Annotated in this window: 21 protein-coding genes and 2 pseudogenes; 14 read left to right on the top strand and 9 right to left on the bottom strand. The window is 34.2% G+C overall.

The features are described 5' to 3' along the window. The first annotated feature begins 49 nt into the window (after positions 1 to 49). From ybaK to AC5YDH_RS06705, 3 genes are all read left to right on the top strand, one after another. Positions 50 to 517, top strand: a complete 468-nt coding sequence (gene ybaK / locus AC5YDH_RS06695; RefSeq protein ID WP_496117926.1) for a Cys-tRNA(Pro) deacylase — start codon at positions 50 to 52, stop codon at positions 515 to 517. A gap of 364 nt (positions 518 to 881) precedes the next feature. Continuing rightward, on the top strand, positions 882 to 1,640 hold the full coding sequence (locus AC5YDH_RS06700) for an alpha/beta fold hydrolase (protein WP_496117928.1): 759 nt from the start codon (positions 882 to 884) through the stop codon (positions 1,638 to 1,640). 213 nt (positions 1,641 to 1,853) lie between these two features. Next, on the top strand, positions 1,854 to 2,915 hold the full coding sequence (locus AC5YDH_RS06705) for a site-specific integrase (RefSeq protein WP_496117929.1): 1,062 nt from the start codon (positions 1,854 to 1,856) through the stop codon (positions 2,913 to 2,915). Positions 2,916 to 3,066: 151 nt separating this feature from the next. On the opposite strand, the pseudogene AC5YDH_RS06710 reads toward AC5YDH_RS06705, so the two are convergent. The 3 genes and pseudogenes from AC5YDH_RS06710 to AC5YDH_RS06720 form a co-directional block, all read right to left on the bottom strand. Then, positions 3,067 to 4,500 (bottom strand): annotated as a pseudogene (locus tag AC5YDH_RS06710) (efflux RND transporter permease subunit); the annotation flags it as partial. Between the two features lie 120 nt (positions 4,501 to 4,620). Continuing rightward, positions 4,621 to 6,265: pseudogene (locus tag AC5YDH_RS06715) on the bottom strand (efflux RND transporter permease subunit); the annotation flags it as partial. Continuing rightward, complete coding sequence (locus AC5YDH_RS06720; RefSeq protein ID WP_496117930.1) at positions 6,262 to 7,440, bottom strand: efflux RND transporter periplasmic adaptor subunit; 1,179 nt, start codon at positions 7,438 to 7,440, stop codon at positions 6,262 to 6,264. The gene AC5YDH_RS06720 and the pseudogene AC5YDH_RS06715, both read right to left, overlap by 4 nt. A gap of 179 nt (positions 7,441 to 7,619) precedes the next feature. Between AC5YDH_RS06720 and AC5YDH_RS06725 the strand changes: the two genes are divergently transcribed. Then, positions 7,620 to 8,318 (top strand): DUF1826 domain-containing protein, encoded by a 699-nt coding sequence (locus tag AC5YDH_RS06725; RefSeq protein ID WP_496117932.1) that lies wholly within the window; start codon positions 7,620 to 7,622, stop codon positions 8,316 to 8,318. 77 nt (positions 8,319 to 8,395) lie between these two features. Here the strand turns inward: AC5YDH_RS06725 and AC5YDH_RS06730 are convergent, their stop codons facing one another. Then, positions 8,396 to 9,100 carry an SDR family oxidoreductase gene (locus tag AC5YDH_RS06730; protein ID WP_496117933.1) on the bottom strand — a complete coding sequence of 235 codons (705 nt, stop codon included), beginning with the start codon at positions 9,098 to 9,100 and terminating at the stop codon, positions 8,396 to 8,398. Positions 9,101 to 9,217: 117 nt separating this feature from the next. On the opposite strand from AC5YDH_RS06730, the gene AC5YDH_RS06735 reads away from it, so the two are divergent. Beyond that, positions 9,218 to 10,102, top strand: a complete 885-nt coding sequence (locus AC5YDH_RS06735; RefSeq protein WP_496117935.1) for a LysR substrate-binding domain-containing protein — start codon at positions 9,218 to 9,220, stop codon at positions 10,100 to 10,102. 89 nt (positions 10,103 to 10,191) lie between these two features. On the opposite strand, the gene AC5YDH_RS06740 is transcribed toward AC5YDH_RS06735, so the two are convergent. After that, positions 10,192 to 11,238 (bottom strand): NAD(P)-dependent alcohol dehydrogenase, encoded by a 1,047-nt coding sequence (locus AC5YDH_RS06740; protein ID WP_496117937.1) that lies wholly within the window; start codon positions 11,236 to 11,238, stop codon positions 10,192 to 10,194. Between the two features lie 214 nt (positions 11,239 to 11,452). On the opposite strand from AC5YDH_RS06740, the gene AC5YDH_RS06745 reads away from it, so the two are divergent. After that, the gene (locus AC5YDH_RS06745; protein ID WP_496117938.1) at positions 11,453 to 11,893 is read left to right on the top strand and encodes a DUF2147 domain-containing protein; all 441 of its coding nucleotides are present in this window, start codon (positions 11,453 to 11,455) and stop codon (positions 11,891 to 11,893) included. 58 nt (positions 11,894 to 11,951) lie between these two features. Here AC5YDH_RS06745 and AC5YDH_RS06750 read toward each other — a convergent pair whose 3' ends face one another. The 3 genes from AC5YDH_RS06750 to cysK form a co-directional block, all read right to left on the bottom strand. After that, on the bottom strand, positions 11,952 to 12,842 hold the full coding sequence (locus AC5YDH_RS06750; RefSeq protein WP_496117940.1) for a DMT family transporter: 891 nt from the start codon (positions 12,840 to 12,842) through the stop codon (positions 11,952 to 11,954). Between the two features lie 107 nt (positions 12,843 to 12,949). Then, a complete protein-coding gene (locus AC5YDH_RS06755) occupies positions 12,950 to 13,843 on the bottom strand; it encodes a LysR family transcriptional regulator (RefSeq protein ID WP_496117942.1) in 894 nt (297 codons plus the stop codon). Positions 13,844 to 14,018: 175 nt separating this feature from the next. After that, positions 14,019 to 15,014 carry a cysteine synthase A gene (cysK, locus tag AC5YDH_RS06760; RefSeq protein WP_496117943.1) on the bottom strand — a complete coding sequence of 332 codons (996 nt, stop codon included), beginning with the start codon at positions 15,012 to 15,014 and terminating at the stop codon, positions 14,019 to 14,021. Between the two features lie 372 nt (positions 15,015 to 15,386). On the opposite strand from cysK, the gene plsB reads away from it, so the two are divergent. The 6 genes from plsB (at position 15,387) to AC5YDH_RS06790 (ending at position 22,843) form a co-directional block, all read left to right on the top strand. Beyond that, positions 15,387 to 17,882 (top strand): glycerol-3-phosphate 1-O-acyltransferase PlsB, encoded by a 2,496-nt coding sequence (gene plsB, locus AC5YDH_RS06765; RefSeq protein ID WP_496117944.1) that lies wholly within the window; start codon positions 15,387 to 15,389, stop codon positions 17,880 to 17,882. 165 nt (positions 17,883 to 18,047) lie between these two features. Beyond that, positions 18,048 to 18,353 (top strand): ArsR/SmtB family transcription factor, encoded by a 306-nt coding sequence (locus AC5YDH_RS06770; protein ID WP_496118043.1) that lies wholly within the window; start codon positions 18,048 to 18,050, stop codon positions 18,351 to 18,353. Between the two features lie 101 nt (positions 18,354 to 18,454). Further along, positions 18,455 to 20,185 (top strand): SulP family inorganic anion transporter, encoded by a 1,731-nt coding sequence (locus AC5YDH_RS06775; RefSeq protein ID WP_496117946.1) that lies wholly within the window; start codon positions 18,455 to 18,457, stop codon positions 20,183 to 20,185. A 210-nt stretch (positions 20,186 to 20,395) separates the two neighbouring features. Next, a complete protein-coding gene (gene sstT, locus AC5YDH_RS06780; RefSeq protein ID WP_496117948.1) occupies positions 20,396 to 21,589 on the top strand; it encodes a serine/threonine transporter SstT in 1,194 nt (397 codons plus the stop codon). Between the two features lie 31 nt (positions 21,590 to 21,620). Continuing rightward, the gene (locus AC5YDH_RS06785) at positions 21,621 to 22,292 is read left to right on the top strand and encodes a YoaK family protein (RefSeq protein ID WP_496117950.1); all 672 of its coding nucleotides are present in this window, start codon (positions 21,621 to 21,623) and stop codon (positions 22,290 to 22,292) included. Between the two features lie 14 nt (positions 22,293 to 22,306). Continuing rightward, positions 22,307 to 22,843 carry a DUF2058 domain-containing protein gene (locus AC5YDH_RS06790; protein WP_496117952.1) on the top strand — a complete coding sequence of 179 codons (537 nt, stop codon included), beginning with the start codon at positions 22,307 to 22,309 and terminating at the stop codon, positions 22,841 to 22,843. Between the two features lie 39 nt (positions 22,844 to 22,882). On the opposite strand, the gene AC5YDH_RS06795 is transcribed toward AC5YDH_RS06790, so the two are convergent. After that, positions 22,883 to 23,323, bottom strand: a complete 441-nt coding sequence (locus AC5YDH_RS06795) for a hypothetical protein (protein ID WP_496117953.1) — start codon at positions 23,321 to 23,323, stop codon at positions 22,883 to 22,885. A gap of 229 nt (positions 23,324 to 23,552) precedes the next feature. Here AC5YDH_RS06795 and AC5YDH_RS06800 point away from each other — a divergent pair, with 229 nt between their 5' ends. Together AC5YDH_RS06800 and gcvH are read left to right on the top strand one after the other, a co-directional pair. Beyond that, complete coding sequence (locus AC5YDH_RS06800) at positions 23,553 to 25,376, top strand: ABC transporter ATP-binding protein (RefSeq protein WP_496117955.1); 1,824 nt, start codon at positions 23,553 to 23,555, stop codon at positions 25,374 to 25,376. A gap of 264 nt (positions 25,377 to 25,640) precedes the next feature. Next, entirely contained in the window at positions 25,641 to 26,015 is a 375-nt protein-coding gene (gene gcvH / locus AC5YDH_RS06805) for a glycine cleavage system protein GcvH (protein WP_496117957.1), read from the top strand. The last annotated feature ends 42 nt before the right edge of the window (positions 26,016 to 26,057 follow it).

Below are 26,057 nucleotides of genomic sequence, written 5' to 3' on the forward strand. Positions count from 1 at the left end.
TTTAAAAGGCATATAATTTACATCATAGTGATTTTTGATTGATAGACCGATGACACCAGCATGTAAAATTTTAAAATCAAATAAAATAGAATACAGTATTCATGAATATGAGCATAATCAAAATGCTAAAAGTTTTGGTTTAGAAGCTGCTGAAAAGTTAGGTTTAGATGTTCATGAAGTGTTTAAAACTTTAATGGTCACAGATGATAAGACTTACTTTATTGCTGTATTGCCTGTGAATCATCAACTAAATTTAAAGAAAGTTGCGAGTGCCTTAGGTTGTAAAAAATTACACATGGCAGATCCTAAAGATGCAGAACGGCTAACAGGATATCTAGTGGGTGGAATTAGTCCTGTAGGTCAGAAAAAACGTTTAAAAACAGTTATTGATATAACCGCAGAAACCTTAAATAAAATATATGTTAGTGGTGGAAAGCGAGGATTAGATATCGGTGTAAACCCTAAAGATTTAGCAAAGGTATTGGGAGCAAGTTTTTTCGATATTCTTGATATCTAATACAAAAGCACAGATATTTTTGCTTAAAATATAAGCCTTATTTAGTTGAAGTTTACAGTAAAACTCAATGTTATAAAAATCCTCGGGGATATATCTGCATAAAAACCTAAAATGATTAGTTTTTTTTAATAAATGTAATATCGAGATATAGGCAACATCGCGATCAATTTAAAAATAGCCTAAGCAATCTAAGCGTTAACTCACAAAAACGTGGATACATAACAGCTATTTTATGACTGTTGTAATAAGTATTTAAGCGTAATGTGGAAGGAATTAGCTTATCGCATCAAAATAGCCTAAGGAAATTTCTATTTTTAAAAGAAAAACCTATAATCCTATACATCTCAAAAGCAAACAGCAGCACATGATCCTTAATTTTGAATATCAAGAAAATAAAGAAAATCCTGAAGCTCAGACAATCGTATTTATTCATGGTTTGTTTGGAAGCTTAAGTAATTTAGGCATGCTGGCGAGGGCATTTACGGCTACACATCATGTCTTACAAATTGACGTGCGTAACCACGGCAAATCAAGTCATTCCTATGAAGTAAATTATAAAGTGATGGCTCAAGATGTTATTGAAACGCTAGATCATTTAAATATTGATAAATTTATTGCTATAGGTCATTCAATGGGTGGAAAAATTTCCATGAAATTGGCTGAGCTTGCACAAAAGCGTTTAGAGAAGCTTGTTGTATTAGATATGGCACCGTATGCATCGACACAGCGTAACCACGATAAAGTCTTTGAAGCTTTATTTGCTGTAGAAAATGCGGAGATTGAATCTAGACAAGATGCACTACATATTATGCGTGAATATTTAAATGAAGAAATGGTGATTCAATTTTTAATGAAATCATTTAATAAGGGTCATTGGCTTTTTTATGTAAAAGCACTTTATGATAATTATTCAAATATTTTAGATTGGGATGCGATGCATAGTGAAGTTTCTGCCATTTTTATTCGTGGTGGCGTTTCACCATATTTAGCACACGATGCTCAGCAACAAGCTGTTTATATGCAATTTCCAAATGCCGTCATTCATACTGTAGATGGTGCTGGTCATTGGTTACATGCAGAAAAAACAAATGAAGTTTTAGAGCATATACAAAGTTTCATTTAATATTCTAAATAACAATGCATCTGGAGCTACATATATAGGTGCATTTTTTTAAACTACAAACATTTCGTATAATGTATATTATGTTAAATCATGAACACCTAATAATAACTTCATATTTATACTTCCTCTACATAATATCAATAACTTATACAAATAAAACTCCGAAGCAAAAATATGATATGTTGACCTAAATTTTAGTTCATAAAGTTCACTATGTTTGAAGTCAAAAGTATCCATTTAGAACAAAAGATATCTAATGAGAACGAAATTAAATTATTGTTTGATACTGAATCAACATTTCCATGCTTATTCCCATTATTGTTTAGCTTGAAAGTGATACGTTTTCAAAGTTTATCTACGCAATATTCTGATTTGATGGCACTAAAAGATTGGTACATATTTTGGTATAAAAAATACTCTATTTCTTTCTGCAATTTTTTCTATTCTTCAAATTATAATTTTGAACTGATTTATGAAGAAATTGATAATTTTATTATCTACCTCGAAAATAATAATGACTTAAGCCATGTCACATACTTAGGAGGAAATCGTAAAGTAAGTTATATAAATATTAGCAACAAGATCAGCTCTTTTTTGAAATTTTATACTTATCTTATGGATGATTATCTGACTGTAAAGAAGCACCCTCATCTAGATAGAAAAGAAATAGAAAAAATTAAATCAAATATTAAGAAACATATCGAGTTTAAGAAGAAGATTATTAGAAAATCTACGAAAACCATACATAGTGAAAAAAAGTATCTATTTAAAAGTATGACAAGTGAAATGGTTGAAGTACTTTATGAGACTATAACGCCTAGCAGTTCTAACAATATTAATTCTTTTAATCCATTTAAAAATAGACTAACTCAATTTAGAAATTTTCTAATCATTCACTTAATGCTCAATTATGGACTTCGAGTTGGTGAGCTGATGTTGCTAACAGTAAATTCTATCAAAAAGACTCTATCGAATAATGACTCTTATAGTTTAATTATTACCAATACTGATGATGAATATGATGCTAGACGTAGAAAACCTAATATTAAAAATGAATTTTCATGCCGAGTAATAGAATTACACGAAAGAGATTATAGGTTTATAAATATTTATATAAAAGAAATTCGTAGTGATATTAAATCCAATATTTTATTCACATCATTAAAACCACCCTATTATTCTTTGAGTTATTCTAGTATTAATAAAATTTTTAAAATCCTAGATAAAAATATTAAATATAGAATGCCGCATCACTTTGGAGGCTGTGATAAATAATCTAATAATCCAGAAGCATCACTTTCTGTAAAACTTTTTAATATTAATCGAGGAGTTTCTAGGTCAATATTCATCTTTAATCTCTCTTTATTCATTGTTGGACTGTAAAGTGAACGAAAAGCTTATGCTTTCCGATCACCTTATCATTTCCTTAATGTGCAATTTTTCGTTTAGAAAATTTCTCTACTGTTGCCATTACAACAATGAAGAAGATCGGTACAAAAATAACAGCAAGGATGGTTCCACTGATCATTCCACCAAATACACCTGTACCAATGGCTTTTTGCGTTTCAGAACTTGCACCTGAAGCAATGACTAAAGGAATCACACCACAGGTAAATGCCAACGATGTCATGAGAATTGGACGTAAACGCAATTTTGCAGCAGCAACGGTGGCTTCAACCAAGCCCATACCTTCTTCTCTCAACGCTTTAGCAAATTCCACAATTAAAATGGCATTTTTTGCAGACAAACCAATAATGGTGATCATGCCGACTTTAAAGAAAATGTCGTTTGGCATACCGCGAATCATCACTGCAAGAAAGGCACCAATCAGTCCTAGGGGTACAACCATCATTACAGAAAGCGGAATTGACCAGCTTTCATACAGCGCCGCCAATACAAGAAACACCACCAACATTGATAAAATAAGTAAGAAAGTTGTTTGTGACTCTGACTGCTTTTCTTGTAAAGAAATACCTGTCCATTCATAACCCACACCTTTCGGGAGTTGCTGAATAAAAGACTCCATTTCTTTCATCGCTTGTCCAGAAGATACGCCAGTTGCAGGAGCACCTGTAATACTTAATGATGGACGACCGTTGTAACGGTTATATTGCTGCGGTGAATGTTGCCAAACAGGTGTCACAATTTCAGACATTGAAACTAATTTACCACTTTGACTATTCACTTTAATTTGTAAAATGTCATCGACACTCATACGTGATTTAACATCTAACTGTACAATCACTTGTTGCATACGATCTTGATTTGGAAAATCATTGACATACATCGAACCCATTGAGGTCGAAATAATATCGGTCACATCACTAAAGTTCACACCAAGCGACTGTAATTTTTCACGGTCAATTTTCAGTTGTACAGAACTGCCTTCTGGTAAACCTTCAGGATAAACATCGATAACTTTGCTACTTTTTGCAGCCAAAGCAAGCAGTTGATCTTGAGCTTGTTGTAATGCAGCCATACCAATATTGCCACGGTCTTGTAAGCGCAATGAGAAACCAGAAGAATTACCAAGTTCATCAATGGCAGGAGGCAATACAGACATCACCTGTCCTTCTGAACTTTCAGCCATTGCATTATTTGCATTCGCAACAACTTCTTGCGCGGTGATAGTACGATCTTCAAATGGCACAAGATTGGTAAAGTACATTGCTGTATTTTGCCCAGAACCACTAAAGCCAAAACCTAAAACCGAGAGATTGTCTTTAATTCCTGTTTCTTTATCTAAGTGGTCTTGAAACTCAGCGACTACTTTACGTGTACGTTCCTGTGTTGCATCTGCAGGAAGCTGAATCGAGGTCATGAACCAACCTTGATCTTCTTCAGGCATAAATGCTGTCGGTACAAGTTTGAAACTTAAAACAAGCGCACCAATAATGCCGAGGAAGCACAGCATAGCGATGGTTTTATGCTGAATCACTTTAAAATGCTGTCGGTACAAGTTTGAAACTTAAAACAAGCGCACCAATAATGCCGAGGAAGCACAGCATAGCGATGGTTTTATGCTGAATCACTTTAAATAAACCACGTTCATAGCGATGATTTAATTTTTCAAAACCACGATCAAACCAAGCAAATACACCTTTTTTCACATGATCTTTATCAATCAGCTTTAACATGGTGGCACAAAGTGCAGGCGTCAGTGTTAAAGCAAGGAATGCAGAAAATAAAATTGAAACCGACATGGTGATGGTAAATTGGCGGTAAATAATACCCACCGAACCCGCTGCCATAGCCATAGGTAAGAAAACTGCTGCAAGTACCAAGGTAATCCCAATAATTGGATTGGAAATTTCCTTCATGGCTTTAGAGGTTGCTTCTACAGGTGAAAGCCCTTCTGTTGCCATAATCCGTTCGACATTTTCAATCACCACAATGGCATCATCGACAATAATACCGATCGCCAGCACCATACCAAACATGGTCAACACGTTGATCGAAAAGCCTGCCAAAAGCATGACTGCAAAAGTTCCCAAAAGTGCAATCGGTGCAACAATGGCAGGAATTAAGGTATATCGTACGTTATGCAAGAAAATAAACATGACAATAAACACCAATGCCATGGCTTCAAGCAAAGTCACAATTACTTTTTGAATCGATACTTTAACAAATGGTGCTGTATCGTAAGGAACCGAAAAATTCATACCTTCAGGCAATGCGGGGCTTAATTGCTCGATTTTAGCTCTAACACCTTCAGCCGTTTTGACCGCATTTGCACCCGGACTCATTTGAATTGCGACTGCAGTCGATGGATTACCATTTTCCAAAATCGCAAAGTTATATGCCTGAGCACCCAATTCAACGCGTGCGACATCAGCCAATCGAACATTGGCACCACTGCTGTTTGAACGCAAACTGATATTTTCAAATTGCTCAACCGTTTCCAATTGTCCTTTTGCAGTTAATGGAATGGTAATTTGTTGCCCACCCAATGCAGGGACATCACCTGTACGACCGGGTGAAATCGGTAAGTTTTGATTTTGAATGGCTGTCGTAACATCTTTAATGCTTAAACCATAAGACACTAAACGTGTAGGATCGACCCAAATACGCATGGCTTTTTCAGCACCAAAGTTTTGGACTTTACCGACACCATCCACACGTTTGAGTTCTTCAATGACATTACGGGTCATATAATCACTCAAATCGACTTCAGTGAATTTATTATTCGGCGAATTTAAACCCACCATCATCAAAAAGCCTGATGATGCTGCATCAACCATTAAACCTTGTTGTCGTACAGGTTGAGGTAATCTTGGTTCAATCGCTTTAATCTTGTTTTGTACATCTACCTGAGCCATTTCAATGTCTGTGCCTGGTTTAAATGTAGCCGTTACGGTCGCACTACCTGAACTGTCTGAACTTGAGTTGTAATACAGTAAGTTTTTCACCCCTGACATTTCACGTTCAATCAACGTCACGACACTATCATTCAGTGTTTTTGGCGTTGCACCTGGATACATTGCAGTAATACTGATTTGCGGTGGTGCAACACTCGGAAAACGCGCAATCGGCAGTTTCGGTATACTCAGTACACCAACTAAAATGATAAATAAAGCAATCACCCATGCAAAAATCGGGCGCCTAATGAAAAATTGAGACATTATTTTTGCCCTCCATTTTCATTGTTACCCGCCTTTGTAGACGTTACAGGTGCTTGCCATTGTTTGATTTTTAAAGTCTGATTCGGCTGAATACGATCAATGCCTTCAACTACAACACGTTCACCTGTTTTTAGACCTGTTTGAACAACATAACTATTGTTAAAACGCTGACCAATTTGCACAGCTCTGTTTTCAGCCAAGCCTTTTTGATTAATGACTGTAACATTTGCCTGACCACTCATATCATGCTGTATTGCTTGTTCAGGCACCAAGATTGCATTATCAATTTTGGCACGGCTTAAGTTGACACGCACATACATCCCTGGCAGTAGTTTTTGATCTGTGTTATTCGCCACAATACGAATAGTGACATCACCTGTATCGGGATCAACTTTGGTATCTGAAAATAATATTTCGCCCGTTACATTGTAAGGCTTGCCTTGGCTATTTAAAATTTCAACTTGATGATTTGCATTCGTGGCATGACCTTGTTGTAAGGCATCTTGTAATTTTTCATAATCACTAATTGATTGTTTTACATCAACATAAACTTTATTAATTTGCTGAACGACCGCCATAGCATTGGTGTCACCTTGACTCACCAATGCACCTTCTGTCACCAAAATTTCACCAATAATGCCTGAGATTGGTGCTGTAACCGTTGCATATTTTAAATTCAGTTTTTGTCGAGTAAGCGTCGCTTGCATTTGAGCAACATCCGCTTTTGCTTTGCTCAATTCTGCTTGAGTATTATTGAACTCTTGCTGACTAATCGCATTTACTTTCACTAATTCGGCATAACGATTGAATAAAACTTGTAAACGAGCAACTTCCGCTTGTACACGATTTAAACTTGCGATATTGCTTTTTACATCTGCTTGAAATATTTCAGAATTTAATTTAAACAAAGGTTGTCCTGCTTGCACATAAGAACCTTGTTTAAACAATACTTGATCGACAATTCCACCCACTTGCGGACGAATTTCTGCCACCCGATATGCAGCAACACGCGCAGGAAGATTTTCAATTAAATTTAATGATTGTGCTTGAACTGTCATTGCACTCACTACAGCTGGAGGTATTTCAGCTGTAGTTCCTTGATTCTCTGATTTGCCACATCCTGTCACAAGGATGCTCATTGCCAGAACTGAACCAACCAAATGAAGTCTTTTTTTCATGATTTTCACGAGAGAGTTTTAGATGCTCACATTATGAAAAACGATTGTTTATGGAGTGCTAACGATATGTGGAGATTGTGTGGAGAGACAAAAAATAGTTTTGATCTTCATCTAAACATGCGCTATTCGAAAACAACATGTATCATTCACACATATTTAAAAATCATCTTATTTTCTGTATGAACAACTCTTTTGCGAATAACCCTCAAATTAACGTCGTAAATAACTTCTCTGAGTTGGTGACTATAGATTTTCACGGCTTAAACAATGCAATTTGTTGGCAACGAAATTTAATGGGAGATTTCAAGGAAATTACAAATAAGCTCTCATTAAATGAAAATATGACTGAAATTTCTATTGAAGATTTAATGGCGCTCAATTTGTCTGAACATGGAAATTTAGCACGAAAAATTATTTTAGAAGATATTCAACACTTAACCGATTTTGGTGCATCACCTTCATTAAACCTATTGAAATGCTATGAGCGTGATGATGAGCTCGATTTTATTTCTACAGATGTTTATTCATTTCATGTTGATCGATCACCCATAGCAACCGATACTTTTTTATGTACTTATCACGGCGCATCAAGCGATATTATTGCGAATGATCAGGTTGAGCAAAAAATTCTAATTCCTGAAATACGTACAAAACTTAAAACTTTATATGATGGTGATGAATCTGGATTTATTCAGTTTCTTGAAGAATATTTCTTTGATTTGCATTATCAGCCTAAAGAAAATGCGAAACCTATTAATTTAGGACATGGTCATTTATGGCGTTTAGCGGTTGATCATCCAACACAGCAAGTTTTACCCTGTGTTCACCGAGCACCTTTAGAAAATGAAGGTGAATATCGTTTATTATTGATTTGTTAAGTATCTTGATCATTTAAAAGCAGCAAGCGACAATTTATGTCGCTTACCTAACCTAGTAATTTAGCCGAATATTCACTTTAAATAGAACGTGTAATACCACCATCAACACGAATATTTTGTCCTGTTATATAACCCGCCCCATTTGATACTAAAAAACTAATAGTTGAGGCAATTTCTTGACTTGTTCCGTATCGTTGTAAAGGTACAGACGCTCGTCGATCATCTGTTTCAGGAAGACTATCAATCCACCCCGGAAGAACATTATTCATTCTCACGTTTTTAGATGCGTATTGATCTGCAAAAATTTTAGTAAAAGATGCCAAACCTGCACGGAAAATAGCTGAAGTAGGAAACATTTCACTAGGCTCAAATGTCCAAGCACTCGAAATATTAATAATAACCCCTGATTTTTGCTGTTCCATAATAGGAGTAACGAATCGTGTTGCACGAATAACATTCATTAAATAAGTATCTAAACCTTGATGCCATTGTTCATCGGTAATTTCGAGAATAGGTGCACGTGGTCCGTGACCAGCGCTATTCACTAAAACATCTATGCGCCCCCATTTTTGGTAAGCCAAATCTACAAGTTTTTGAATATCATCAACAGATTGGTTTGAACCTGTCACACCTATACCATTTAGACTTTTTGCAATTTCTTCACCTTTACCTGAAGATGAAAGAATACCAATATGATAACCATCTTCATGTAATTGATACGCTGTTGCTGCACCTATACCGCTACCACCAGCCATAATTAAAGCTACTTTTTCTACAGTCATTTGTGCTATCCTCAAATTCGATTTATATCTATTTATTAAGATTTAAAACAGAATAACATGCATTTTTTTGTATTTGCCCCGAGCTTTTCTGTGTATTAACTGTAGAAAAACTACTGTATGAAATCATTAAAAAAACTACCCTCACTCAATGCTTTGAAAGCATTTGAAGCCGTAAGTAGACATCTAAATTTTAAACTGGCAGCAAATGAGCTTAATGTCACACAAAGTGCTGTCGCTCAACAAATACGAAGCCTAGAACAAGAATTATCGGTTCAACTTTTTGATCGGCATTCGAAAGGTGTTTCCTTAACCGTAAATGGTCATCACTATGCAAATAGCATTCAGCTTGCTTTTAATATCATTCATGAAGCTACACAGTCGTTTATTGATGAAAAACAGAATATTACAATCAGTACAACACCAACTTTTGCATCTAAATGGCTTATTCCAAGACTTGCTAGCTTTACAGCTATACATCCAGAAATTGAGTTGCAAATTTTAGCGACAGAAAAAATATCTCACTTTCAAAATGATCATGTAGATTTAGCCATACGTTATGGGAATGTGCCATCAAGCGTAGGATTAAATGTTGAATTACTCATACAAGATTCTTTTATTGCAGTTGCGAGCCCCGACTTAGTTAAGCTCAAACACGAATATATGCACTTAGATGAGTTATTTGAATATCCTTTATTACACGATGCCCATAATTTATGGAGTGTTTTTTTAGAACACATAGATTCTAAGATTAGACCTAGGTCACTTAAAAACTTAAGATTTAATCAAACAACATTAGCAATTGATGCTGCAATTTCAGCACAAGGAATTATTCTTACAAATCAACTTTTTATTGATACCGAACTTAATAATGGAAGATTAATAAAAGTAATTGAACAAGAATTGAGTTTAGAAACAGGCTTTTATTTGGTATCACCCCGCTATTCTAAAAAATCTGAAAGCTTGATTAAAGTTCGTGATTGGCTAATTTCACAATTTCAATGAATTGTACTTTTTATAATATTAAGGAACCTACGAATGTAGATTCCTTAATGGTTTTTAATATCATTAAATTATTGAATTAAAATAATTTATTAGTTAAAACTTTTAACATCAATCACAAATCTATATTTAACGTCACTTTTTAACATACGTTCGTATGCATCATTAATACTTTGCATATCAATCATTTCAATATCTGAAACAATATTATGCTTACCACAAAAATCAAGTAATTCTTGTGTTTCCGCAATACCACCAATAACAGAACCAGCCACAGCTTTACGTCCCATAATTAATGGAATGGTATTTGTACTAATTTCACCTAAATATCCAACTAAAACGATAGTTCCATTTAAAGATAGTGTTGGGATATAAGGTTTTAAATCATGGTTATAAGGCACAGTATCAATAATTAAATCAAATTGATTACGTACTTCTTTCATCTGATTTTTATCGGTTGAAATAACAACATGATGTGCGCCTAAGATTTTTGCATCTTTTTCTTTATCGGCAGATCTAGTAAATAATGTAACTTCTGCACCTAAAGCATGCGCCAATTTAATTGCCATATGTCCTAAGCCACCCAAACCAATAACGGCAACTTTAGAACCCGAACCAATATTCCAATGACGTAATGGCGACCATGTCGTAATACCTGCACACAATAATGGCGGCACAGCTTTAGTATCTAAGTTTTCAGGAACTTTGAGTACAAATGCTTCGCTACAGACTATTGTTTTTGAATATCCACCATACGTTGTACGCCCATCATGACGGTCAATACTGGCATAAGTGCCTGTATTTCCATTTTCACAATATTGCTCTAAGCCTGCATCACAAGATGAACATGTACGGCAAGAATCCACCATACATCCTATACCAACTAAATCGCCTACTTTAAATTTAGTCGCCTTTGCACCTAATGCCGTGACCCGACCTACAATCTCATGACCAGGTACAATAGGATAAGTACTAAATCCCCAATCATTGCGTGCTTGATGCAGGTCAGAATGGCAAACACCACAATATTCAATATCTATAACAACATCATCTTCACGCGGATCACGGCGCTCAAATGTATAAGGTGCGAGTGGACTAGATGAAGTTTGTGCTGCATATCCTAAGACTTGTATTGGCATAGGTATTCTCCAAAAATTTTAATCTTCTAAAATGGCTATAAATAAAAATACACTCGATTTATATATACCAATATCACATGAAAAAGGGATTGTGTAAGATAAAACGTAAATTAAAAATTCATTTCAAAAAACTACTTATTTAAGCTTCTATAGCACATACTTTATGTGTATTTTGTATACACAATAGCTTTCTCAAATGGATTGGGATTTTTAAATGATTAAAATATTTTTAGGATTAATAAGCATATTTATCTTGTCTAATATAACAAATGCAGCAGATCCACTTCATGGAACTAAATGGAAAACTGTTGATGATAAACTTCAGAAATCGGTTTCTATTGTTCAATTTAATGAAAGCTCAAATGGCATACTCTCTGCAAAAATTATTCAAATTTTAGTGCCTGAAGATGTTTCTAAATGCGTAACATGTGTTGGCTTATTTCAGAATAAACCTCTTCAAGGTGCCCAAATTGTTACGGGTTTAAAAAATAAAGGTAACAACAGATATGAAGATGGAAAAATTATAGACCCTAAAAACGGTAAAACTTATAGCTTTAATGCACAGTTAGCACCAGATGGAAAAACCTTAACAGGTCGTGGTTATATTGGTATTTCAGCACTAGGTCGTGACCAAACTTGGTTACGCGTTAATTAAATCATTCATTATTATGCTCATAAAAAAGTCTCATATTTGAGGCTTTTTTTACATGGTTTTATGCCCAAATCACAAGCATTGCAGCAACAACAACCCATAAAAGCCCCCAATGATCTGTAGAGACTAATTTTTCTTTAAATAAATAAACAGAAATAAGTAAGCTAAATAAAATTTCAATTTGTCCCAATGTTGTAACTATCGCAACAGATTGCACACTCATAGCGGTAAACCATCCTAAAGATGCAATACAACTACTAAAACTGATTTTAAAAACTAGACCTATACGATCCCACATTGCCCATAGCGTTGAGCGCTTAAAAATCATTAAAAAGACAAGAAGTACCGCGCATTGTATGCCTGTAATTGTAAATAAAATCCAAGCTGCACGGTGTAACACAGGCAACATATCAAGTTGTAAGCTGGCTTGGCGTACCAATAAAGATGTGATCGCAAAGCACAAACCACTACCTGTGCCAATAATGAGCGTATTCCAAGAAAATTTAGTGCTTTGAATACCTCCTTTGCTTAATAAAAAGATAGCAAAAGCACCTAAAAATACACCTAACCAAGCCAATAAACTTAAATGCTCACCTAGTAAAATCACACCAATAATTGCAGCAAGAATAGCCTCACTTTTAGCTAATCCAACACCAATGGCATAATTTTTTTGACGAAATAGTCGAACTAATAAAATAGTCGCTAAAATTTGGCTCATTGCTGCAATAAAAACAAATATCCAAAATTTTGCATGAAAACTTACATGTGCCGTGACTGTTTGTTCTGTATAAAGAAAATTTAAATATAAACCTGCAATTGGAAATGCAAAAATAAATCGTGCAAGTGTTACGCCATAGCCATCTACTGAAGTGCTCAACTGTTTTTGAAAAGCATTACGCCATGCCTGCATAAATGCAGCCATTAATGTGAAGAGAATCCAGCTGATCGCCATGAAAGATGACTTATCCTATAAATTCAGGCAAATGTACTCCTTTCACATTGCCATTTCTAATAGATATTTTGGTTAAAAACTTAAATGTTTAGAAGTTGTTCATCTGACTATTTTACTAAAATGTCATGGAACATTTTACGGAGCCATTGGTGGCTTGTTTTATGATGACATGACATATGCCAATATTGTTTTACTGCGTATGTAGGAAAAGAAATTGGCGCATTAAAAATTTGTAAATTACCACGCGATAAAAGCACTTCGCTCAAATAATAAGGCACAGTGGCTATAGCATCCGTTTCTTGTACAACTAACCCCACACCTAAATAACTTGGCAATCGCATTAAAATATTACGTTTCAAATCTAAATTTAAAAGTTCATTTTCAATATGGTAGTGCCCAATACCTGCATCAATATCAATATGCGACTCTTTTAAATATTGTGCTGTTGTAATATCAACATCTTTTAATCTTGGATGGTTTTTTGATGCAATCACGACATAATATTGTTCAAATAGCTTTTGTTGATAAAAGCCATTTTCTAAATGTGGTAAGAACCCTAGTGCAAGATCAATTTCACCATTGGCCATTTGATATGTTGTTTCAGTTGTGATTGGACGTACATTTAAGCGAATATTGGGTGCATATTGTTTCAAATATTGTGAAATTTTAGGTAATAACACCAAATGTGAAACATCAGTCATAGCTAAAGTAAATTGCTGTTGAGATGTTGTTTCATCAAAAGCAACATTAAAATTATTAATCGTTTCAACTTTATTGAGTGCTTCACTAATGAGTGGGAACAACTGCTTAGAAAGTTCAGTTGGCACCATTTCATTACCAATACGTAAAAATAAAGGGTCGTTATAGTGTTGACGTATACGGTTTAGAATATTACTTACTGTAGGTTGATTCATACCTAAATGTTCAGCAGCAACAGACACACTCTTATGCTTATAAACATATAAGAATATATTGAGCACCTTACAATCGAGTTCAAACACTTAAGCCAATTCCTTTTTTTTATAACAACACAGACCTATATCATCTGCTTTTTAGCGTTATTTTCAATGTGAAAAATATACAATTTACTTTTTATTTTAATCTTATACTTATAAAAAAGTAAGAACCTATACAAGATAAGTTCTTACTTATAGTTAAAACAGCTTATTTGTAGAATTAATCGGCTGAAATATCTTCAAAAAGAACAGAAGATAAATAGCGTTCACCAGCATCAGGCAGAATCACAACAATAGTTTTTCCTGCATTTTCAGGACGTGCAGCCAATTTTGCAGCAGCAGCCAAAGCCGCACCACTTGAAATACCTACAAACAAACCTTCAGAAGTTGCAGATTTACGCGCAAAGTCAATTGCTTCAGCACTTTCAATGGCAATCACTTCATCTACTAAGTCTAAATCTAGGTTTTTAGGAATGAAGTTTGCACCAATACCTTGAATTTTATGAGGACCAGGTGTTAAGTCTTGTCCTTTTTTCGCTTGACCAATAATTGGAGATTCTGCAGGTTCAACAGCAACAGAATAAAGTGCCTGTCCTTTTACTTTTTCAAAGTAGCGTGAAATACCTGTAATAGTTCCACCTGTACCTACACCTGCCACAAGAATATCTACTTTACCTTGTGTTGCTGCCCAAATTTCAGGACCTGTTGTTTCTTCATGAATTTGTGGGTTTGCAGGGTTTGCAAACTGTTGTGGCAAGAAGTATAGCTCAGGATTTTCAGCAACAAGACGCTCAGCTTCTTCTACCGCACCTTTCATACCTTTAGCAGGTTCTGTAAGAACTAAATTTGCACCTAAAGCCTTTAATACTTTACGGCGTTCAACACTCATACTTGCTGGCATTGTTAATGTAATGTCGTAGCCTTTTGCTGCGGCAACAAAAGCCAAAGCAATACCCGTGTTTCCACTTGTTGGTTCTACAATATGCATACCCGCTTTAAGAACACCACGTTTTTCAGCATCTGCAATCAGTGCGGCACCAACACGATCTTTTACGGAAAATGCAGGATTTCTACTTTCAATTTTTGCTAAAACAGTTGCACCATTTGCTAAGCGATTAATACGAACTAACGGCGTGTTACCAATCGCTTCTGCGTTATTGCTATAAACTGCAATTCCAAGATTATCGGGAGTTGTGAATGCTGAATCTGTTGTCATTTTAAATTCCTATATCATTATTGAATCTATAAGATGAAATTATCATACATCTTTATGAATATAGAAGCTTAAAATTTATCTCATAATAGTTACAAGAAAATGTGATTAACTTTCAACTAAATATGAATAAGACTTCGATTTTTTATGCTATTAAAATTGAAATACCGCTATAAAAACCCAATATAAGGTTAAACTTATGTAGTTATATCAAGATGATAATTAAATTTTTTCTTAAAGCCTTTTAAAATCGTATCTTTATCTATTCACCACATGTATATGTCATTTATAGATATAAGAAAAATAAGTAAAAAAGCTTCATGTGAATTTAATGCGATATAACCATCTACGTAGTCATAATATTTAGGAAACATAATGTCTAACACGCGCTATAGTAAGATTTATCGCAATCTAACAAAAAAAATTCTAGATAAAATTGTGACGCCTCAAGTATTAGGGAATACTGCCGAGCTTGAACAAAATGTTGCACAAAGCTCAGATAAAACAAAAATTTGTTATGTAATTGAAGATCCTTCTGTTAGCAACACTGTACTTATAGACAAAGAAGCTTTAGAGCGAGGATTACCTTCTTTATTCTCTCCATTAGAAATTGCAAAACTGAATGAATCCGATTCAATTCTAGCGTTAAACGAAACAGAACAAACAGATGAAAATTATCACTATTCAGCAAAACTTATACGCTTAATAGAAACTTTAGAAAAAAATACAGAATACGATATTCAACTTATTCCTGTGACTGTGTTGTGGGGGCGCGCACCTGAATATGAAAATTCATGGTTTAAAGCACTATTTGCAGATGCTTGGGCAAAACCCAACAAACTAAAACAAACTATTAATATTTCTTTATATGGGCGCGATAACTATATCGAGTTTCATAAAGCACTTTCTTTGCGCGAACTCATTGAAAAAGCAAAAACTGAACACCCCAACTTCTCTCCTGCTCATTTAATTGTTCAAGAGCTAGATGAAAATTTTAATAAACATAAAGAAGCCATTTTAGGTCCAGACTTGTCTGACCGCCGTAATCTAATTAATAAACTAATGAAAACGGAAGCTGTACAAACAGCAATTCGTAAAGAAAGTATTGATAAAAAAGTCAGTATGTTTGAAGCAGAAAACCGAGCAAAAGGTTATTTAACCGAAATTGTCTCCGATTTTTCATATTCAACATTACGTTTTGCTGAGCTTGCATTAACTAAACTTTGGACGCAACTTTATGATGGCATTGAAGTTCATAACTTCGATACTGTACGTGAACTTGCTAAAGACTATGAAATTGTCTACACACCTTGTCATCGTAGTCATATTGACTATTTACTCTTGTCTTATGTGATTTTTAACCGTGGTCTCATGGTTCCACATATTGCAGCAGGTATTAATTTAAATTTACCTGTTGTTGGGCAAATTATGCGTGGTGGTGGCGCTTATTTTATTCGCCGTACATTTAGTGGTAATGCACTTTATTCATCAGTGTTCAAAGAGTATTTACATAGCCTTTTATTACGTAATACTCCTCTTGAGTACTTTATTGAAGGTGGTCGTTCACGTACAGGTTTATTGCTACCACCTAAAAAAGGTATGTTGGCAATGACTATTGAAAGTCATTTACGCGGTTCAACTAAACCTATTGCTTTTATACCTACGTATTTTGGTTATGAAAAGCTTATGGAAGGCACTTCTTATTTAAATGAACTAAATGGAAAACCTAAAGAAGCAGAATCTTTATGGGGGATTTTAAATTCAGCTCGTAAAATTGAAAAAGTGTTTGGACAAGTTTATGTGAACTTCGGAGAACCTATTCTTCTAAATGACGTATTGAAAGACAATAATGCTGAAGAAATCAAACTCAAATTAAACGATGAACTACCTGAGGCTGTAGCCCAAACAGTTGATCAGACAGCAAATGAAATTTTAGAGAATATCAATAAAGCAGTTGTTATTAATCCTATTTCTATTATTTCATTAATTCTGCTGAATACAGAAAATCATACGCTTTCTCAAAACAAATTAAGTCAACAAATTGGTCTATTCAGAGATTTGTTGAAGTCCTTAAAATATGATGCACGTATGATTATTACAGACTTATCTGATGATGAAATTATTGAATATGCACATAAATTAAAGCAAGTCGAAATATATACGGAAAATAATGAAACACTTGTTCGTGTTACAGAAAGCCAAAAAATTCTACTGAGTTATTTTAGTAATAACATTTTACACTGCTTTATTTTACCGTCACTTATTTGCGCCTTAATCCAGTCAGATATAGATTCAACAAACATAATTAAACATCGCATCACTCAACTTTATCCATTCTTCAAAGAGGAGTTTTTCTTAAAGTGGGATGAAAGTGAATTAGATCGTGAAATTGATAAAATATTACAAAAACTCTCTGAGCTAAATGCGATTCACATTCAAAATGGAAAAATAAAGCCATCTTCAAGTGATACGCACAATATTGTAATGACATTGGCAGCACTTTCTGAATTAAGCTTGAATAATATGGTTCTTATTTCTCAACTCATTCCGAAATATAGCTCAAATATTGATTTGGATTTAAAAACTTTAGAGAAAATGGCTAAATCTGCATTAAAAAACTTATCAACTCATGAAGAATTTAAGTCTGGTTATTATTTTGATAGCGCAACATTACGTAGCTTTGTAAATGCCTTAAAACAGCATCAATTACTTATCTCGAGCCATCCTATTATTCGACCGATTGCTGAGTTTGAAATGAAAACTTCAAACTACTTTTCTTGGTACAACCCTCAACTCACAGAACTCATTTATATATCCAATCAGTTTTCAGACAAAGAGTTAAAACAGTTTAAAGAAGCTACTAAAAAATAGGTTTCCATATAATATTATTTACTATTTTTTAATAAAGCTATCACATTTACTTATAAATAAAATTTGTAAGTATATAATAAATACCCATTAAAAATTAGACTAAATGCCCATGAATAAAGGGTTCTAGCATCATATACTAGAATCCTTTATTTCATGGGAATAGTGATGAACAGCGGGTTAAAGATTCATTCTATACAGAACTCTTCCGAGATTTTAGTCGGTGTTTTAAAAGCCATTGCGAATACAGATCGCCTTCTCATTTTATGTCATATTTCTAAAGCAGAACTTAATGTTTCTCAAATTGAGCTTGTGACAAAGATCAACCAACCCACCTTATCTCAACAGCTTATGGTTTTAAGAAAAAGTAATGCGGTACAAACCCGTAGAGAAGGTAAACAGATTTTTTATAGTATAAAAGATCATAAAATAGTGGAATTATTGAAAAACCTCGATCACTTATATTGCGCTTAAGTTATTTATTTTTCTCAATAAAAAAAGCTAAGAAAATCTTTAAAAGATTTCTTAGCTTTTTTTGTGCATAATATATATGAATTTGTGATTTAAAAAAAATTATGCGAAATATCAAGTCTACACTTCTTGAAAAAATACCTGCTTGGTCATGGTTGCGTCATTACAATCAAGATGCCTTTAAGTCGGACTTGTTATCTTCACTCATTGTCATTGCAATGTTAGTACCACAAGGAATGGCTTATGCCATGCTTGCGGGTCTACCGCCCGTTATGGGGCTTTATGCCAGTATTGCTCCAATGATCATTTATGCCATGGTTGGTAGTAGCCCAACCTTGTCCATTGGTCCTGTCGCAATTATTTCAATGATGACTTTTGCCACTCTAAATCCATTATTTGAAGTTGGTTCTCCAGTCTATATTCAAGCAGCATGCCTCCTTGCTTTGCTTGTTGGTATTATCTCTTTATTTCTAGGTTTATTTCGTTTCGGTTTTTTAATTCAGTTAATTAGCCACCCTGTAATCAAAAGTTTTATTATTGCATCTGCACTTTTAATTGCCTTGGGGCAACTTAAATTCCTATTTAATGTTCCGTTAAATGCAAACAACATTCCTGAATTTCTGAGCAGTCTTTTCAATTACTACTCTTATATTCATATACAAAGCCTTGTCTTTGGTACATGTGCAATCTTATTTTTAATCTTTGTACCGAAAGTTTTTAATCTTCAAACAGTGCGTAAGTTTTTTAGTTCTTCAAAATTTTTATCACGTGCTGTTCCTTTATTTTTGGTTGTTCTCTCTATTGCTTTGGTTTATTTCCTAAACCTGCAAAATTATGGCATTAAAACGGTCGGAGTTATTCCGTCAGGTTTTCCCCCATTAAATATGCCCTATTGGACATGGGATTTAGTTCTAAAACTACTTCCAGGTGCGGCAATGATTGCAATGATCAGCTTTATCGAGTCATTGGCTATTGCTCAAGCAACAGCATTACAACAACGTAGCCAACTTAATAGTAATCAAGAATTAATTGCTTTAGGTTTTGCAAATATTGGAGCAGGTATAACATCTTCATTTCCTGTAACAGGTAGTTTGTCTAGAACGGTTGTCAATGCCGATGCAGGTGCAAAAACATCAATGGCAGGTGTGTTTTCATCTTTATTTATTATTGTTGTGAGTTTATATTTTACGGGCTTTTTTAGTGATTTACCTTTAGCTGTTCTTGCCGCAACAATTATCGTGTCAATTTGGAAACTGGTTGAATTCAAACCTTTTTTTGAAACATGGAAATACTCCAAAGCCGATGGTATTGCAATGTGGGTAACTTTCTTTGGTGTAATTTGTATTGATATTTCAACCGGTCTTATTATTGGGATTATTTCAACATTTATTTTAATGCTGTGGCGTATTAGCCGTCCCCATATTGCTGTAATTGGTTTAATTGAAGGTACACATCACTTTAGAAATATCCAAAGATATGATGTGGTAACAAACCCGCATATCTTATCTATACGTGTAGATGAAAATTTAACTTTTTTAAATGCAAATGCACTTAAAGGCTTTCTAATTAATGAAGTAAGTAAAAATCACAATTTAAAACATGTTGTTTTGAATTGCTCAAGTATTAGTTCTATCGACTTAAGTGCATTAGAAATGCTAGAAGACTTAAATCTAGAATTGGCAAAACTCAATATCTGCTTAAATCTATCCGAAATCAAAGGACCTGTTATGGATAAATTAGAAAACTCTAAGCTTTTAACATATTTGAAGGGACAAGTTTTCCTGACTCACTATAAAGCAATGCAAGTACTTTCCAAGGATGTAAATATCGAGTAAATTACTGCTCATAAAAAAAGCTTTATTTTTTTAATAGAGTAAAAAATGGTGTTATATTTTTTTTAAATATGATGTAAAACAATAAAATTTGACTGTAAAAATAAGAGCTTATATTTTATATCGAAATTTTTTTTTAGCTAAATCTATTTTCGGTATAAAATACGCAACTAATTTTATATATGTCCTCGTAGTTTCTGACAAGGCCCCCTTATGTTTTCTGCTTTTACGCGATTAAGTTTAGTACAAAGAATTATTCTAGCCATTATTCTTGGTGTTGCCGTTGCAATCGTTTTCCCAACTTCTGCACATTATTTAAGTCTACTTGGTGATTTATTCATTAAAGCACTTAAATCGGTTGCCCCGATTTTAGTATTTGTTTTGGTTTTAGCATCTATTGCAAACTTTAAAATCGGAAGCAGTAACGCTTACATTAAGCCAATTATGGTTATGTATGCTGTTGGTATGTTCTTGGCTGCATTAAGTGCAGTTATTGTGAGTATTCTATTCCCAAGTGAATTATTCTTAAAAGTTGCTGCAACAGATATGGCACCTCCAGGGAGCTTGGCTGAAATTTTAAAGAACCTTCTTTTGAGTTTTGTAGCAAACCCTGTAACAGCAATTAGTGAAGCGAACTTTATTGGTATTTTAGCTTGGGCTGTTGCTCTAGGTATTGCTTTTCGCCATGCCTCAGATCCAACAAAAACAATGCTTAAAGATGCTGCCGATGCTGTAAACCGCGTTATTCGCTTAGTAATTTCATTTGCACCTGTAGGTATTTTTGGTTTAGTTGCTGTAACGTTTGCAGATGCAGGTTTAAAAACATTATCAAATTATGTACATCTTCTTGCTGTATTAATTGGAACTATGTTCTTTGTTGCATTGGTCATTAACCCTTTTATGGTTGCGATTATGACTCGATCTAATCCGTACCCATTGGTTTTTCAATGCTTACGTGAAAGTGGTATTACTGCTTTCTTTACACGTAGCTCTGCTGCAAACATTCCTGTAAACTTAGATTTAGCAAAACGTTTAGGTGTTCCAGAATCTACTGCGAGTGTTGCAATTCCTTTAGGTGCTGCAATTAACATGGCTGGGGCATCTGTAACAATTACCGTTCTAACATTAGCAACAGTAAATACTTTAGGTATTTCTGTAGACTTTACAACAATGCTAATTTTATCTGTTGTTGCAACTGTTTCTGCTTGTGGTGCTTCGGGCGTTGCTGGTGGATCCTTACTTCTTATTCCTGTTGCTTGTGGCTTATTTGGGATTAGTACAGATATCGCAATGCAAGTTGTTGCAGTAGGTATGGTCATTAGTGTGTTACAAGACTCAACTGAAACTGCACTTAACTCTTCGACTGACGTATTATTTACAGCAGCTGTAGATCGTGGTTTAAGATAAGCTATTAAAAAGCTAACTTAATTAGAGAGCTATGCCATTTCAAACTTTGCCATATTGGCTACAATTTGGGACTTTTTTTCTAGCGATTAATGCAGGAATGGTGAATGTACTTGGTCTTGTGACTGTGCTTCACCAATCTATTTCACATATGACAGGCAATGTCAGTATGTTCGCTTTAGCCCTTCTTGATTGGAATTTCGCACAGCTTTTCTATTTATTCTTAATTATTGTTTGTTATGTAATAGGCTCATTTTATAGTGGGCTTATTTTAGCAAACAGCTATTTTAGCTTAAGCCGCCGTTATGGTTTACCACTAAGCCTAGTCGCATTATTTATTTTTTTCTGTTGGGCAGTTTTACCCTACTATCCTCAATATGCGCTATTGTGGGCAAGCGTAGCGATGGGTATGCAAAATGCAATGATTAGCCATTATAAAGGCACAATCATTCGTACTACCCACCTATCTGGCGTACTGACAGATTTAGGTCTGGTTTTAGGCTACTTCCTTCGTGGTTTAGATGTTGATAAAAAGCGTATTACGCTACATTTATTCATCCTCATTGGTTTTTTAATTGGCGGGATTCTCGCAGCAGCGATTTATCCACGATTAAAATTAGATGCTTTCCTTGTACCTGCATGCTTAAGTTTTATTTTAAGTATCATTTACTGGGGCGTTTATTTCCGTTATCGACATAAATTATAGGTTCTTAATTTCTCATGGTTAAAAATGCACTTCAAGCTCAACTACTTAAAGCAGGTTTAGTCGATAATAAAAAAGCTAAAAAGCTATCTAAACAAGCTGTACATGCAAAACGTACAGGTGAAAGTACAGATGTGGAAATCAAAGCTAAAATTGAACAAGATAAACAAGCAAAATTTGCAAAAGATCAAGCAATTGAACTAGAGAAAAAAGCAGCGTTGCAAGAAAAAGAATTACATGCCGCGATTGTTCAAATGATTAAGCAGCACAAAATCCGTGATACAGATGGTGATGTTGTTTATCAATTTATTGATGAAAGTAAGATTAAAAAAGTATATATCAACCAGCAAATTTATAATGCTTTGGTTACAGGTAGCCTTGTCATTGCTAAAGATGGTGAAAGTTATGCATTTTTACCTAAAGCACTTGCAGATCGTATCAATAGCAAATTAGAAGGTTTTATCATTGTAAATAATTCTGAAACAAACGAAGCAACAACCGATGAAGAAGATCCGTATGCTGCTTATGTTATTCCAGATGATTTAATGTGGTAATAAGTTTGCTCTAAATTTAGGGCAAACTTATTCAAAGAATTAATCAAAATCTATTGTAAAACCTGCACTATTTGATTTTCGCCCAGGGATCATGAAATTAGTATTACTGTTTCTTTGGGCATCATATTCTTTTTTTGTAATCTCTCCTCGTTTAAGTGCGTTATTTAATGTTTGCGCTCTTTGAGAGTTCACTTCCTGATTTAAACCTACAATATCATTTTGACCAATATAATATTGTGCACGGTCATAAGCGCTCATATTAACTGTTGAAGAAGCATCCCAATTGGGTGTAGGCGTCGGTACTTCATTTTTTTTAGCTAGCTCAAAAAAATCAACTTTCTCTTTGGATGAATTGGTATCTGGCATTGTATTCTGATGATCTTTCTGAATAAAAAGCTTACTTTTAACATTTGTATCCGCATAAACTACGGATGTAATAGCCAATACATTTATCACAAAAAATGAAATTATAGTTTTCATAAATATCTCTCATTAGGAATAAAACTTAATTTTTATTATTAGTAATTCTAAATAATTTATATTTTTTTATTGTTACATTCATGTGTACACAATAAATTTCACATGAAATGCTAGATATTCTCACATCCCATAGTTGCTATTGTTTTCATGCTAAAATGACATTCATAAGCTTAGATCATGTTTTCTAATAGCATGATTTACAAGATTCCATAACTAAGTGAGTTTAAATATGTTGAAGTGGTTTGAAAAACTATTGAATCCTTATCCAAATGAAGGACTTAATAAGCCACTTCCCACAAAGTTTTTCCCTTTTGTCTGGCAGGCATCTAAAGGTGTACGTCCTTATTTATTTATATTAATTATTTGTACTGCTGGCGCTGCCAGTTTTGAAGCTTTATTTTATGCAAAAATTGGCGACTTAGTGAATTGGCTAAGTAAAAGTCAGCCTGATACCTTTCTTGCTAATCATCAAGCTAATTTAACTATTTTAACCTTTATTTTATTTGCCAATATATTCTTTGCAAATTTCCAATCAATTATTAAACATCAAATTTTATATAGTACTTTTCCAATGCGTTTACGCTGGAAATTTCACAATTTACTTCTGCAACAAAGTTTAGATTTTTTTCACAATGATTTTGCTGGACGGTTGTCCTCAAAAGTTATGCAAACTGCATTAGCAGTACGTGAGTTCTGGGTTATTTTGGGCGATATACTTGCCTATGTATTTATCTATTTCTTCACCATGATCATTGTTTTAGGTTCAATCTCACCGTTATTAATTGTGCCACTTTTAGTTTGGTTTATACTTTTCATTTGTGCTGCACTTTATTTTATTCCACGATTAAGCAAAGTTTCACATGCACAAGCAGATGCTCGAGCAGTCATGACTGGTCGTGTAACAGATGCCTATACAAATATTCAAACTGTCAAACTTTTCGCGCATGCTGGACGTGAAAGTCAGTATGCAAAAGCCTCTATGAAAGAGTTCATGGTTACGGTTTATAAGCAAATGCGTTTAGGCACAATGTATGAAATAAGCATTAACTTACTCAGTATTGTTTTATATGTTGGTGTACTTGGAACTGCTATTTGGCTTTGGACAATTGGTAAAGCTGAATTAGGTGTTATTGCTGCTGCAACGGCAATGATCCTAAAATTAAATAGTATTGCTGAGTTTATTATGTGGCAAACATCTGCATTATTTGAAAATGTCGGGACGATTCAAGATGGTATGAAAACACTTGGTCGCCCTATTAGCATTCAAGATAAAGAAAATGCCCATGAACTTAGCATTAAAAATGGTGAAATTAGCTTTGAAAATATCACTTTTGCATATAACGATAAAAATGTGATTGATCACCTTAATTTAACCATTAAACCTGGTGAAAAAATTGGAATTGTAGGACGTTCAGGTGCAGGTAAATCCACACTTATTCAACTTCTTCTTCGCTTTTACACATTAAATGAAGGCAAAATTCTAATCGATGGTCAAAATATTGAAGATGTAACTCAAGATACATTAAGAAAAAATATTGCCCTTGTAACGCAAGATACTTCTTTATTGCATCGAACTGTTTCTGAAAATATTAAATATGGTCGTCCAAATGCAACAGATGAAGAAATGTTTGAAGCTGTACGTAAAGCAAAAGCTGAAGAATTTATTCCACATTTAACTGACTTGCGTGGCAAAAAAGGTTATGACGCTTATGTAGGAGAACGTGGTGTTAAACTTTCAGGTGGTCAGCGTCAACGTATTGCCATTGCTCGAGTATTTCTAAAAGATGCGCCTATTCTTATTTTAGATGAAGCAACAAGCGCATTAGATTCTGAGGTTGAAGCTGCTATTCAAAGTAGCTTAGATGAATTAATGAAAGGTAAAACAGTTATCGCAATTGCACATCGTCTTTCAACAATTGCACAAATGGATCGCTTAATTGTACTTGATCAAGGTCATATCGTTGAACAAGGTACACATGATGAATTAGTCGCTCTAAATGGAATTTACGCTCAACTTTGGCAACGTCAAACAGGTGGCTTTATTCTTGAATAAAAATACCCTCTATATAAAATAATAGAGGGAAATTTATAGAGATCATTCATCTAAAATAGAGTATGAATATAGTCTTTTAGCACTCAAGTCGAATGAGCACGACATCTTGCATAAGCTTATACTGTATTTTCAATAAATTATAGAAGTGGATGAAGTCTAAGCAATTGATCTATATCTCTTTACCAATTCATCTTTTGTTTTGTTGTAAAAACATGTATAAATCATAGCACATGTTATTTTGCCGTCTTTTAAGGAGTTACCACAATGAATCACCCTGCTGAATTAAAATATGCGACTACGCATGAATGGGTTCGTATTGAAGGTGATCTTGTTGTTACTGGTATCTCAGACCATGCACAAGATGCATTAGGCGATTTAGTTTATGTTGAAGCACCTGAAGTAGGTCAGCATATTACTGCGGGTGAACAAGCAGGTGTAGTGGAATCTGTAAAAACTGCTTCAGATATTCATGCGCCTATTTCAGGTACAGTTGTAGAAGTGAATGCTGACTTAGAAGATGATCCCGATTTTGTAAATGATGCACCATATAGCAAAGGTTGGATTTATAAAATCAAACCTGACAATATTGCAGATATTGAAAACTTACTTTCTGCTGAACAATATGAAGCTGGCTTATAATTAAAATATAAGTGAATACTCAATAAAAAAGGCATCTATTTA

This window comes from Acinetobacter sp. FY683, from assembly GCF_059515885.1.